Source organism: Streptomyces sp. NPDC040432 (assembly GCF_055595445.1).
In genome coordinates this window covers 41,351-54,028 of record NZ_JBVIVP010000022.1, presented here as the reverse complement: position 1 = coordinate 54,028, position 12,678 = coordinate 41,351, and the positions used below count along the sequence as shown (strand labels likewise).

Annotated in this window: 8 protein-coding genes; 4 read left to right on the top strand and 4 right to left on the bottom strand. The window is 73.4% G+C overall.

Features of this window, described 5'->3' with window-relative positions:
* Positions 1 to 7 precede the first annotated feature (7 nt).
* From ACZ58N_RS31360 to ACZ58N_RS31350, 3 genes are read left to right on the top strand one after another with little or no spacing between them, the layout of a single operon-like run.
* The gene (locus tag ACZ58N_RS31360; protein ID WP_471166722.1) at positions 8 to 1,138 is read left to right on the top strand and encodes a hypothetical protein; all 1,131 of its coding nucleotides are present in this window, start codon (positions 8 to 10) and stop codon (positions 1,136 to 1,138) included.
* A complete protein-coding gene (gene eccCa, locus ACZ58N_RS31355) occupies positions 1,135 to 5,205 on the top strand; it encodes a type VII secretion protein EccCa (RefSeq protein ID WP_471166720.1) in 4,071 nt (1,356 codons plus the stop codon). Before ACZ58N_RS31360 ends, eccCa begins: the two co-directional genes overlap by 4 nt.
* Positions 5,202 to 6,611: a DUF6177 family protein gene (locus ACZ58N_RS31350; RefSeq protein ID WP_471166718.1), complete on the top strand. Its 1,410-nt coding sequence runs from the start codon at positions 5,202 to 5,204 to the stop codon at positions 6,609 to 6,611. Before eccCa ends, ACZ58N_RS31350 begins: the two co-directional genes overlap by 4 nt.
* A gap of 15 nt (positions 6,612 to 6,626) precedes the next feature.
* Here the strand turns inward: ACZ58N_RS31350 and ACZ58N_RS31345 are convergent, their stop codons facing one another.
* The gene (locus tag ACZ58N_RS31345; protein WP_319196060.1) at positions 6,627 to 7,295 is read right to left on the bottom strand and encodes a response regulator transcription factor; all 669 of its coding nucleotides are present in this window, start codon (positions 7,293 to 7,295) and stop codon (positions 6,627 to 6,629) included.
* A gap of 12 nt (positions 7,296 to 7,307) precedes the next feature.
* Positions 7,308 to 8,510 carry a sensor histidine kinase gene (locus ACZ58N_RS31340; protein ID WP_471166714.1) on the bottom strand — a complete coding sequence of 401 codons (1,203 nt, stop codon included), beginning with the start codon at positions 8,508 to 8,510 and terminating at the stop codon, positions 7,308 to 7,310.
* Positions 8,511 to 8,617: 107 nt separating this feature from the next.
* Here ACZ58N_RS31340 and ACZ58N_RS31335 point away from each other — a divergent pair, with 107 nt between their 5' ends.
* Positions 8,618 to 9,673 (top strand): SAM-dependent methyltransferase, encoded by a 1,056-nt coding sequence (locus tag ACZ58N_RS31335; RefSeq protein WP_471166712.1) that lies wholly within the window; start codon positions 8,618 to 8,620, stop codon positions 9,671 to 9,673.
* Positions 9,674 to 9,709: 36 nt separating this feature from the next.
* Here the strand turns inward: ACZ58N_RS31335 and ACZ58N_RS31330 are convergent, their stop codons facing one another.
* Together ACZ58N_RS31330 and ACZ58N_RS31325 are read right to left on the bottom strand one after the other, a co-directional pair.
* Positions 9,710 to 11,266 (bottom strand): M20/M25/M40 family metallo-hydrolase, encoded by a 1,557-nt coding sequence (locus ACZ58N_RS31330; protein ID WP_471166709.1) that lies wholly within the window; start codon positions 11,264 to 11,266, stop codon positions 9,710 to 9,712.
* Between the two features lie 168 nt (positions 11,267 to 11,434).
* Positions 11,435 to 12,556: a DUF5937 family protein gene (locus ACZ58N_RS31325; protein WP_471166707.1), complete on the bottom strand. Its 1,122-nt coding sequence runs from the start codon at positions 12,554 to 12,556 to the stop codon at positions 11,435 to 11,437.
* Positions 12,557 to 12,678 lie beyond the last annotated feature (122 nt).

Below are 12,678 nucleotides of genomic sequence, written 5' to 3'. Positions count from 1 at the left end.
CTCAGACATGGCAGACATGAACCAGCGCGACGACTGGCAGGCCGGGGTCCTGGGCGAGCTGACCGGGACCCCCGTCGCGGCCCCCGAGCCCGCTGCCGCACCGCAGCAGGCGCGGCAGGCGCAGCGGCCCCAGCATCCCCAGCAGGCCGAGCAGCCCCGGCAGCAGGCTCCCGCCCCTCGCCCGGCCGCGCCCCGCGCCGCCCCCGAGACCGTCCCGGTCGCCGGCTCCGAAACCCCCACGGGCCGGCCCCGGCACGGTGACCCGATGGTGCGGCGCACCCTGCGGACCCTGCGCGGCGCGCTCGGTTCCTCCGTCGCCCGGGCCGTGGCCGCCGAGACGGAACTGGCGACGCGGGTGCAGCAGCCCGTCACCACCGGCCGCCACATCGTCGTCACCAGCATCCGCGGCGGCTCCGGCAAGACCACCGTCACCGCCCTGCTCAGCCGCACCTACAACCACTTCCGTCACGACCCGGTGCTGACCCTGGAAGCCGACGCCGCCCTCGGCACCCTCCCCGTCCGGCTCGGCGTCCCGTCCCTGCGCTGGACCGTCGGCGACCTCGCGCAGATCGTCCGCCCCTCCATGCAACTGACCGACGTAACCGGCTACCTCGTGCCGCTCGCCGACGGCGGCTGGCTGCTGCCCGGCAGCCAGGGCCGGATCGGCGCGCAGGTCGACGTCGCCACCTACCGGACCGTCATGGTCGCGCTGCGCCGCTACTTCGGCGTCACCGTCGTCGACTGCGAGACCCTGCCCGGCGAAGTGGCGCGCACCGCCCTGGACACCGCGCACGCCCGCGTTCTCACCGCCCCCGCCACCACGGAGGGCATCGTCTCCACCCACGCCGTCCTCGACTGGCTCGGCTCCTTGCCCGTGCCCGTCCTGCCGCGCACCGTGGTCGTCCTGACCTCGCAGTTCCCGCACCCGGCCGTGGACCTGGCCAAGGCCGCCGCGACCCTGCGCGAAACGGGCGCCGGGGTCGTCGTCCTGCCGTACGACCGGCACCTCGCCTCCGGCGGCGCCGTCCGCACCGAACTCCTCGGCGCCGAAACCCGGCAGGCCGCCGTCCGGCTCGCCGCGGAAGTCCTCCAGCGGGCGGTCGCGCTCCCGGCGGCCGGAGCCGGGGCCGCCCGGTGACGCAGCACCTGGTCCACCGGCCCGCCCGGGGCACCCTGCCCCCCGCCCCCGCCGAACCCCGCACCGTCGAAGCTCCGCCCAACCTTCCCGAGGGCAAGATCGGCAGCCCCGCCACCGCACTGCTGCCGATGGCCGGCGTCATGGGCTCGGTCGTCATGATGACCGTCGTCCGCAACAGCCAGTTCGCCGCCATCGGCGCGATCGTCCTCGTCATCGCCCTGCTCGGCGCCGTCGCCCTGTTCTGGTCCCAGCGCGGCAAGGCCCAGCGCACCCGGCGCGCCCAGCGCGAGCGCTACCTGGAGTACCTGGAGGAACAGCGCGAGGAACTCGGCGCCCGCGAACGAGAACTGCGTACCGAGGCCCGCCGCCTCAACCCGCCGCCGGAAGCCCTGTACGACCTCGTACGGGACCCCGCCCGCCTGTGGGAACGCCGCCGCACCGACCCCGACTTCCTGCGGCCGCGCCTGGGCACCGGCGCCGTCGCCGTCCAGAGCCTCGGCCTCGCCCCGGGCGCGGGCGGGGTACTGACCCCGCCCGACCGGTTCATGCTCAACGAGGCCGGCGCGTTGATGTCCCGCTTCGAGCGGGCCGGCGACTTCCCGCTGACGGTCCCCCTCGACCGTGCCGGGAACGTCAGCATCATCGGCGACCGCGAAGGCGTCCTGCGCGTCGCCCGCGCCCTGCTCGTCCACACCGCGGTCCTGCACGCCCCGGACGACGTCGCCATCGCTCTCGGAGTTCCGGGCGAACGCCTCGCTGCCGACTGGGACTGGGTCAAGTGGCTTCCCCACGTCCTCGATCCGCAGGAACTCGACGGCCCCGTCCCCGCCCGCCGGATCGCCCCCGGCCTGTCCCAGCTGGCCGACGTCCTCGGCGCGGACCTGCGCCGCCGGGCCTCCTACGCCGCCGAGGTCCGCCGCGGCCTGTCCGACCGGGGAGCGCTGCGACTGGCCGGCCGGCTCCTCGTCGTCAGCGACGAGTACGGCGAGAACGCCGTCGACCTGCCGCGCCCCGACAGCGCGGTGGGCCTGACCGACATGAACACCACCGTGCTCCACCTCCTCGCCGAGCAGGTGCACGAGCCCGACGCGGTGACGATACGGATCACCGTCGACGGTTCCCGCGTCACCGTCCGCGATCTGCGCACCCCGCACGGCCCCGCCGCCGAGGGCCTCACCGACGCGCTCGCGCCCGCCACCGCCGAGGGCCTCGCCCGGATGCTCGCCCCGCTGCGGCTGTCCGCCGAGTCGGTAGCCGAGGGCACCCCCGTCTCCGGTCCCGTCGACTTCATGGGCCTGCTCGGCATCACCGACCCCGCCGCCCTCGACGTGGAGCGCCTCTGGGCGCCGCGCGGCGAACGGGACTTCCTGCGCGTGCCCATCGGCGTGGACGACCGCCACGGTCCCGTCCTGCTGGACCTCAAGGAGTCCTCGCAGCTGGGCATGGGCCCGCACGGGTTGTGCGTCGGCGCCACCGGCTCCGGCAAGAGCGAGCTGCTCCGCACGCTCGTCCTCGCGCTGGTCGCCACCCACTCGCCCGAGGACCTCGCCATGGTCCTCGTCGACTACAAGGGCGGCGCGACCTTCGCACCCTTCGCGCAGCTCCCGCACGTCGCCGGGGTCATCACCAACCTGGAGAACCAGGCCGGACTCGTCGAACGCGTCCACACGAGCCTCGCCGGCGAGGTCAAGCGCCGCCAGCAGGTCCTCAAGGCCGCCGGGAACGTCGCCGACATCGGCCACTACGCCGTCCTGCGCGCCGAGAAGCCCGAACTGGAGCCCCTGCCGCACCTGTTCGTCGTCATCGACGAGTTCGGCGAACTCCTCACCGCCAAGCCCGACTTCATCGACCTGTTCCTGTCCATCGGTCGTATCGGCCGGTCCATCGGCGTCCATCTGCTGCTGTCCAGCCAGCGCATCGAGGGCGGCAAGCTCAAGGGCCTCGACACCTACCTGTCGTACCGGCTCGGCCTGCGCACCTTCTCCGCCGACGAATCGCGCACCGTCCTCGACACCACCGACGCCTTCATGCTGCCGCCGCTGCCCGGCTTCGGCTACCTCAAGGTGGACACCTCCACCTACACCCGCTTCAAGGCCGGCTACGTCTCCGGCCGCCACCGCGGTCCTGCCGCCGACCGCGAGGACGAGCGGGGCCCCCTCGCCCTGGCCTACCCCACCTTCAACACCCTGCGCGCCACGACCGCCGCCCCCGACGACGGCGAGGACAAGCCCGCCGCGACCGTCCGCGAGACCGGCCCCAGCGTGCTGTCCGTCATCGTCGACCAGCTCGCCGCGGCCGCCCCGCCCGTCCGCCGCATCTGGCTGCCACCGCTGCCCGACGCGATCTCCCTCGACGCGGCCGCCGGACCGCTCTCCGTCACCGGCGGCGGTCTGCGCCTGGACGGCGACGAACGCCGCCCGCTGCGCGTCCCCCTCGGCGTCCTCGACGACCCCGCCCGGCAGTGGCGCGGCCCGTGGGAACTGGACCTGACCGTGGCGGGCGGCCACACCGCCGTCACCGGCGGCCCCCAGTCCGGCAAGACCACCCTGCTGCGCGCCCTCGCGCTCTCCCTGGCCCTCACGCACACCCCGCAGCAGGTCGGGATCTACGGACTCGACCTGGCCGGCGGCGGCCTCGCCGCGCTCGCCGGGCTCCCGCACGTCGGCGGGATCGCCGGGCGCGCCGACCGCGAACGGGCCGCCCGAACGGTCGCCGAGGTACGCGGCATGCTGTCCGCCCGCGAGCAACTGTTCCGCGAGCACTCCATCGACTCCGTCGACCAGCTGCGCCGGCTGCGCTCAGGGGGCGGGTTGCCCGAGCTGACCTCCACCGACATCGTGCTGATCGTCGACGGGTACGGGGCCCTGCGCGAGGAGTTCGACGAACTCGACGACGCCGTGACCGACCTCCTCAAGCGCGGCGGCGGCTACGGCATCCACGTCGTCGCCGGGATGCTCCGCTGGAACGACGTCCGCATCGCCAACCAGTCCCTGTTCGGCGGACGTGTCGAGCTCCGCCTCGGCGATCCCTCCGACTCGGCCATCGACCGCAAGCTGTCCGAAACCCTGTCCCCGGACACCCCCGGCCGGGTCCTCACCGACGGAAAGCTGTTCGCTCAGGTCGCCCTGCCCCGCATCGACTCCCGGACCGGGAACACCGACCTGGCCGCTGCCCTGGAGGAAGCCGCGGACACCGTCCGCGCCACCTGGCACGGCGACCTGGCCTCCCCGGTACGGGTCCTGCCCGCGCGGCTGCCCGCCGAGCGGTTGCCGTCCCCGCAGGACGAGCCGTACCGGATCCCCATCGGCGTGGACCAGGACGTCCTCGCGCCGGTCCTCCTCGACCTCTTCGAGCAGGACCAGCACCTGATGGTGCTCGGTGACAACGAGTGCGGGAAGACGAACCTCCTCGCCCTGATCGCCCGCCAACTCATCGCCCGCTACGGGGAGGACGAGCTGGTCTTCGCCGTCTACGATCCGCGGCGCGGTCTGCGCGGAGTGGTGCCCGAGCCCTACCGGGGCGGGTACGCGCACAACGCGAAGATCGCGTTCGCGCTGTCGGCGGGCATCGCCAAGGAACTCGACAAGCGGCTTCCGGAGGACGGCATCGACCCGGACGCCGAACCGGGCGAGGGTCCCGGCTTCACAGGCCCGCGCATCGTCGTCCTCGTCGACGACTACGACATCCTGACCACCGCGGGGCAGCAGCCCCTCCAGGCGTTCGTGCCCTACCTTCCGTCCGCGCAGGACATCGGGCTGCACTTCGTGCTGGCCCGCCGCGTCGCCGGATCCTCCCGGGCCCTGTACGAACCGCTGATGACGACCCTGCGCGAATCGGGCACCGCCGCGCTGGTGATGAGCGGCGAACGCTCCGAGGGACAGTTGTTCCCGCAGCTGTACGCGAGCGCGCAGCCACCGGGCCGGGGCAAGCTCGTCCGCCGCGGCCGGCCGCACCAGATCGTGCAGACCGCGCTGAGCAGCGCCGCCGCGACCGGCCCGACCGTTCCCGGCCCGACCGTTCCCGCGCCGTCCGAGCAGGCTCCCCACGCCGACCGGGAAGCACCGTGACCAAGGACGTCATCGCCCTCACCCCGGCCATGCCCGACACGACCGCGATGCTGGTGGCCCTCGCGGCGGGCGGCGGCGACCTCGACGTCTCGCCGTCCGAGGACGGCGCCGTCATCCAGCTCCTCGGAGCGGGCGGCCGGCCACTGGTCTCCGTGGAGGCCCCGGTACTCGTCCAGGTCCCCGGGGAGACCGAGCGCCTCCTCGGGACGCCGTCCGCGACGCCCGTCTGGTGGACGGAGACCCGCGCGTCCACCGCCGTTCCCGAAGCGGCCGCACTCGCCGGCGCGGTCGCGGGCCGGCTCGCCGAGGTGCTCGGCGGCGCCGTCTGGCCCGAGGGCGCCGGCAGCGTCGGCGGCGTGGAGATCGCCTCCGCGGCCTCGGCGGCGCCCGCGCCCGTCGGCGCGCTGCCCACCGTCGACGTGGTCACCGGGTCCACCGCCGTCGTCCTCGCCGACCGGCCCGTGATCCCGCTGACGGCCTGGCTGTCGGACGTCCTGCGGACCACCGCCGCGTTCGGCGCGGCCCTGCACATCGTCACGCCCGCCCACTGCCGGCTCAGCCTGCCGTTGCGCAACGCGCTGACCGGCGCCCCCAACCGGTGGGTCGTGCAGGACGGGGGCGGCTACTACGACGGCCTGTCCGGCGCGGTCCTCTCCTGGCAGGACGGCACCTTCGCCCCGATCCGCGACGAGGCCGGGCGGGCCCGCGCCGCCGAGGCCTTCACCCGGCCCGACGCACCCGGCGAACGCCGCCTGACCGTCTCGTTCCGTACGGAGCACCCCGCCGAGGAGGAACTCACCCTAGGCCGCTCCCTGGAAGCCGCCTGGCGGATCCTGACCGGGGAGCCGCCCGCCGGCTGGGGCACCGCCGAGCCGGTCAACCTGCCCTGGTCCCCCCGACTGCTCACCGACCTGGCGCGCCGCCGGGTCCCCGAGCCGACGCTGATCACCGTCGTCGGCCGGCCGGAGCGGCCCGCGCTGGCGACCCTGCGCGTGACCCGGACGGCCGGCGGGGTGGAGGAGGACGTCACCCTGTCCCTGGGCCACGGCCCGACGGAGGAACCACCGCTCGCCGCGCTGCCCGAGCTCGCGGAGGAGCTCGTGGCCCGACACGGCCTGATCAGCATGCTCGTATCGGCCGGCCCGGCCCGCCGGGACCCCAGCGCGGCCCCGCGGATCGCGTCGCCGCCGCTGCCCGTGTCGTTCACCCTGGGCGGCGCCGGAGTCGCCGGGACCGGCCTGACCTTCGCCCGGCGACCCCCGCTGCCCCTGAAGCCCGCGCAGGTCGGTCCGGCCCGCCGGCCCGGGTTGCACTATCCGCTCGGCGACGGCACCGACCCGGCCGGCTGGGACACCCTGGGCATCCTGCTGGCCCACCTGCGCACCTCGGTCCCCACCGCCGGGTAGCTGCCGGAGCCGCCGCTACAGGCCGCCCGCGCGGACCAGGCCCGTCTCGTACGCCAGGACCACGACCTGGACCCGGTCGCGCAGGCTCAGCTTCGTCAGGATGCGGCCCACGTGCGTCTTGACCGTGGCTTCCGAGAGGACCAGTCGGGCCGCGATCTCGCCGTTCGACAGGCCCTGGGCGACCAGCAGCATGACCTCGCGCTCGCGCTCCGTCAGCCGCTCGACGTCCTTGTTCTTCGGCTCGTTCGTCGTCGTCGGCAGCATCGGGGCGAAGCGGTCCAGCAGCCGCCGGGTCGTCGACGGTGCCACGACCGCGTCCCCGCTGTGCACGGAGCGGATCGCGGCCAGCAGCTCCGCGGGCGGGACGTCCTTCAGCATGAACCCGCTCGCCCCCGCCTTCAGCCCGGAGAAGGCGTACTCGTCCAGGTCGAAGGTGGTCAGGATGATCACCTTCGGGTGTTCCTCCGGCTCGCAGATCCGCCGGGTCGCCTCGACCCCGTCGAGCCTCGGCATGCGGACGTCCATCAGCACCACGTCGACCTTCGTCGCGCGCAGCACCTCCAGCGCCTCCAGGCCGTCCCCCGCCTCGGCGACGACCTCCATGTCCGGCTGGGCGGCGAGCACCATCCGGAAGCCGGTGCGCAGCAGCACCTGGTCGTCGACCAGCATCACTCGGATGGACATCGGTGAATACCTCTACCTCTTCTTGAGCGGGAGCAAAGCACTGATGCGGAAGCCACCGCCGGGCCGCGGTCCCGCGTCCAGGGTTCCCCCGACCATACCGATGCGCTCCCGCATGCCGATCAGACCGTGTCCGGCGCCGTCCGCGCCGCCGTCCTCGTACAACTCGTGTGCCGCGCCCCGGCCGTCGTCCTCGACGAGCAGGCCCAGCCCGTCGTCGAAGTAGACCAACCGGACGCTCGCCCCGGCCTCGGGGCCCCCGTGCTTGCGCGTGTTCGTCAGCGCCTCCTGCACGATCCGGTACGCGGTCAGCTCGACGCCGCTCGGCAGCTTGCGGGGGGTGCCCTCGACGACGAAGTCCACCGTGAGACCGGACGCCCGGACCTGCTCGACCAGGACCTCGATCTGCTCGACGTCCGGCTGGGGCACGTAGTCCTCGGAGTCCTGCGGCTCGCCGGTGCGCAGCACGCCCAGCAGGCGGCGCATCTCGGCGAGGGCCTGGCGGCCCGTCCCGGAGATCGTCTGGAGGGCCTCCTTGGCCTGTTCGGGGGCCACGTCCATGACGTACGCGGCGCCGTCGGCCTGGACGACCATGACCGACACGTTGTGCGCGACGACGTCGTGCAGTTCGCGGGCGATGCGGGCCCGCTCGGCGGCCACCGCCACCTTCGCCTGTGCCTCGCGCTCCTTCTCCAGCCGCTGGTTGCGCTCCACGAGCTGGGCGTAGTACGCCCGCCGGGTGCGCAGCGAGTCGCCCGTGACCCAGGCCAGGGCGAACGGGACGATCACCATCAGCGCGAAGGTGACGCTCTGGGTGAAGCTCAGCCCCTTGTCCACGCCGAAACGCAGGAAGTACACGGGTGATGCCAGCAGCCCGACGCCCAGGGCCGCGCGTGACACCCAGCGCGGGACGTCCCCGGCGGCGACGGTGAACAGCACGACCAGCATCGCGATGTCGAAGATCTGCGCCTCGATGCCGAGGGCCAACTGCCAGACGCCCGCGCCGACCGTCGTCCAGAACATGGCCTGCGTCCACCTGCGGCGCAGGGCCAGGGCGGCCGTCAGCGCGACCACGACGGGCACGGTGGCCAGGCGCAGCGCGGTGCTCGGCTCGGGGTTGTCCACCACGGCGATCATCGAGATCCCGAAGAAGAGGACAGCCCAGAAGCTGTCGACGCCCGTCGGGTGTCTGCGGATGAAATCGTAGAGGCGCTGCACGTCACCCAGAGTAGGGAACGGAGATAGGTGCTGGAGTCAACCACAGGAGCGATCCCTGTGACGGGGGTGTACTCCGCAAGGTGGAGGGTGAGCCTAACCTTCGTTTGATGAGCGCTCAGGACGACACCCGCGGGCCGGTCCGCTGGCGGCCGGCGGCCGAGGCCGCGCTGTACGGCCCCGGCGGGTTCTACGTACGCCCGGGCCCCGGCCCCGCCGGGCACTTCCGCACGTCCGTGCACGCCTCCCCGCTGTACGCGCGGGCCGTGGCCGGTCTGCTGGACGCCGTGGACGCCGAGCTGGGCCGGCCCGCGCGGCTCGACCTGGTGGACGTGGGGGCGGGCCGGGGCGAGCTGCTGACCGGCGTCCTCGCGGCCCTGCCGGCCGGCACGGCCGCCCGGGTGCGCCCGTACGCCGTGGAGCGCGCGCAGGCGCCGGACGCGGCGGCCCCGGGCGGGCCGGACCCGCGGATCCGGTGGGTGGCGGAGCCCCCTCGGGGGACGACCGGGCTGCTCTTCGCGAACGAATGGCTGGACAACGTGCCGCTGGACGTCGTGGAGGACGGCCGGTACGTCCTGGTGGCCGCCGACGGTACGGAGAGTCCCGGCGGCCCCCCGGACGCGGCCGATCGGGCCTGGCTGGAGCGGTGGTGGCCGGACGGCCTGCGGTCGGGGCGGGCCGAGATCGGCCGGCCCCGGGACGAGGCCTGGGCGGCGGCCGTCGCCACTCTGGACCGGGGCCTCGCGGTGGCCGTCGACTACTGCCACACCCGGGAGGCCAGGCCCCCGTACGGCACCCTGACCGGTTTCCGGGCGGGCCGGGAGGTGGCCCCCGTCCCGGACGGGAGCTGCGACGTCACCGCGCACGTCGCGCTGGACGCCTGCGCGGGGCCGGGCGCGACCCTGCTCACCCAGCGCGAGGCCCTGGGCGCCCTGGGCGTCTCGGGCGGCCGGCCCCCGCTGGCCCTGGCCTCCACGGACCCGGCGGCGTACGTCCGCGCCCTGTCGGCGGCGGGCGAGGCGGCGGAGCTCACCGCGAGCGGGGGCCTCGGCGACTTCGGCTGGCTGGTGCAGCCGGTCGGCGTCCGGGCCTGGCCGGGCGGGATCGGGTCCGCCACCGCCACCGCCACCGGGGCCGGGGACGCGGCGGAGGCCGGGACCCCCTGAGGGAATCCCGGCCCCGGCCGCTCGGCGACCTCGTCGTTACTTGGTGACCTCGTGGCCGTGGCCCTCGTGCAGGCCGCCACCGCTGCCCGTGCCCGGGGTGGTCGGCTGCGAGACGACCGGCTGCGACAGCGGGGCCAGGTCGTGGGCGTAGTGGCCGACCGCGTTCGCGATGACGTCGACGTTGATGTCGAGCGCCTTCTGGTCGATGTTCGTGATGTCGTCACCCTTGCCGTGGTAGTTCACGTCGTAGGCGACACCGGCCTGACCGCCGAACTTCGCGGCCTGCTCCGGCGACTTGATGCCCTCGGCGCCGGTGAACGTACCGCCCGACGGGATGCCGACCTCGATGAACGGGCCGTAGTCCGAACGGCCCGAGAAGTCGGTGCCCTCGTGCGGGATGTTCTTGGAGTCGAGGAAGTCGGTGATCCCCTTCTCCAGCTGCGCCGAACCCTCCGGGCCGGGGCCCGCGCCCGTCGCGTCCGAGTCGTCGCCGTCGTAGACGAAGTAGGCGGCGTTCGGCGAGCCGATCATGTCGAAGTTCAGGTACAGCTTGATCTGCTTCTTCTGCTCCTCGGTGAGGGAGGCGACGTACGCCTCGGAGCCGAGCAGGCCGTACTCCTCCGCCGACCACCAGGCGAACTTGACCTTGTTCTTGATCTTCGTCTGCTGGCTCGCCAGGCGCTGCGCGACCTGGAGGATGCCGGCGGAACCGGAGCCGTTGTCGTTGATGCCGGGTCCGGCCGCGACCGAGTCCAGGTGCGCGCCGAGGAAGACGGTGTTGTTCTCGTCGCCGCCCTTCGTCTCGGCGATCACGTTGTACGTCTTGCGGTTCTCGCGCAGCTCGCGGATGTCGAGGGTCACCTCGACCGGGCCTGCCGCCACCTCGGCGGCCAGCTTCTCGCCGTCCGCCTTCGTGATGCCGCCGGTGGGGACCTTGCCCGCGTTCGCGTCGCCGAGGGTGCCGTTCAGGGCGCCGTCGGTGTTGTTGTAAATGATCGTGCCGACCGCGCCGGCCGCCGCCGCGTTCTCCTGCTTCACCGCGAAGGTGCAGCCGCCGCGCTGGACGAGGGCGATCTTCCCCGTGAAGGCGCCCGCCGCGAAGTCGCCGGGCTCGCAACCGTTCGTGCCGTCGGCGTCCACCGGGACGACCGAGACCTGGGCGGTCACGCCCTCCTCCGGGCCGCTCGCCGTGTACGTCATCAAGTGGATCGGGATGTCGCGCCCGTTGTCGCCGTTCACGGCGAGCTTCTCGGCGATGGCCTCGACGTAGACGAAGTCGAATTCGTTCTTCGTGACCTTGTAACCGGCGCCCTTCAGCACGGCCTCGACGTACTGCGCCGACTGCACGTGGCCCTTGGAACCCGCGACCCGATTTCCGTTGTTGTAGTCGGCGAGCGACTGGAAGACCTTCAGGTGGTTGTTGGCGCCTTTCCCGGTCGCCTCCTGGACCAGCTTCTTGGCCAGCGCGTCACCCCGGGCGGCGTCGCTCTGCGGGCTGCCGGTGGCACCGGCGGGTCCGGCGAGCATCAGCGGGGAGACGAGGGCCGCGGCCGCCAGTGCGGCGGTGGCTGCGGCTATACGGCGAGAGGGCATGAAGGTCCTTTCACAGCAGGTGCGCATCGCACGGTGCGTGGGGGAGTGGTGGACGCACGTTAGGCACCAACGGGCGTCCCTCGCCAGAGTTTTCACTGCTTCCGGTTTGTGAAATCCGTATATCGGTGAGTCTCCGCCGAACAAATCAGGCCGGCGTCCGGAAAAAGGTCAGCGCAGAATGCCCTCGATGAAATCGGAGCCTATCCGCGCTACCACGGACAGATCCAACTGATGCTGGACATAGCGGCCTTGGCGCCACGTACGCAACAATCCGGCCTTCTTCAGGACCGTCAGGTGCCGGGACACCTCCGGCGCCGATATCCCGTACACCGTCGCCAACTCGCTCGTCGTGTACGGGGCCCGCGCCAAACTGCGGCACAACCGCATCCGCATCGGATGGGCCAGCGCCTCCATCCGCCGCTGGAGCAGCTCCACCGAACCCGGGGCGGACGCCGGCTCCGGCGACTCCAGCGGATAGTGCACCACCGGACGCCAGCCGGGCGCGTGCAGCACCAGCAGGTGCGGCCAGCCGAAATCGGTCGGTACGAAGACCAGCCCGGCCCCGAGCCGCGGATCCGTGGCGGTGGCCTGCCCGTGCACCATCTTGTCGACGGATATCGTCCGCTGCTCCCCGTCGACGCTCAGCGCCGGCGACACCTCCCGCAGCGCCGCCGGCAGGCCCTTGCGGCGCAGCACCTCCGCCTTGTGCCGGGCGTCCGCGCTCTGCCGGGGCCCGATCCGGCGCCACGTCTCGGCGAAGAACGCCTCGTCGCAGTCCTCCAACAGCCGTCGCAACCAGACCCGTACGCCGGCCGTGTCGTCCATCAGCCGCAGCGAGAACGCCAACTGCCGCGGCCCGCGCGCCGCCGCCGTGTCCAGGGCCTTCGCCCGGGCCGCCGGATCGTGCAGGGGCGAGGGGCCGCCGCCCTCGTTGTAGAGGGCCAGCCAGCAGTGCTCCAGGGCGGCCATCACGAACCGCTCGTCGTCCATCCGGTCGAGGACGTCGAGCTCCTCGGCCAGCGTCGCCGCCGGCAGGCCCGCTCCGGGCACGCCCGCGAAGGCCATGAAGATGTCGGAGAACGAACTGCGCCACATGAAGTCGGCGTCCAGCAACCGGTCCGCCAGGCAGGAATCGAGGGAAGCGGTCGTGGCGGCCGTCCAGGAATTCAGCCCCGGGTGGTGGGCGGGCTGCGAGAGCGCGTGCAGGGCCATGCAGAGCTCGGCGAGCGGGGACGGCGCGAAGCCGATCCGCTCCACGGGGAGTCCGGCGATGTCGATGGTGACGCTCATCGCCCCATTCTGGCCCGGCCCACCGGGCCGCCGCGGCCCGGGGTGCACTGGGCGACGCCGCCGTCCGGGCGACCCGCACGAGGGCTCCGTCGCAGGTCGGGGGCATCGATTGACGCGGAACG

Coding starts and splice junctions, on each gene's coding strand:
- ACZ58N_RS31360 (WP_471166722.1), top strand. CDS start 8: ATGGCAGACATGAACCAGCGCGACGACTGGCAGGCCGGGGTCCTGGGC.
- ACZ58N_RS31345 (WP_319196060.1), bottom strand. CDS start 7,295: ATGTCCATCCGAGTGATGCTGGTCGACGACCAGGTGCTGCTGCGCACC.
- ACZ58N_RS31335 (WP_471166712.1), top strand. CDS start 8,618: ATGAGCGCTCAGGACGACACCCGCGGGCCGGTCCGCTGGCGGCCGGCG.
- ACZ58N_RS31330 (WP_471166709.1), bottom strand. CDS start 11,266: ATGCCCTCTCGCCGTATAGCCGCAGCCACCGCCGCACTGGCGGCCGCG.
- ACZ58N_RS31325 (WP_471166707.1), bottom strand. CDS start 12,556: ATGAGCGTCACCATCGACATCGCCGGACTCCCCGTGGAGCGGATCGGC.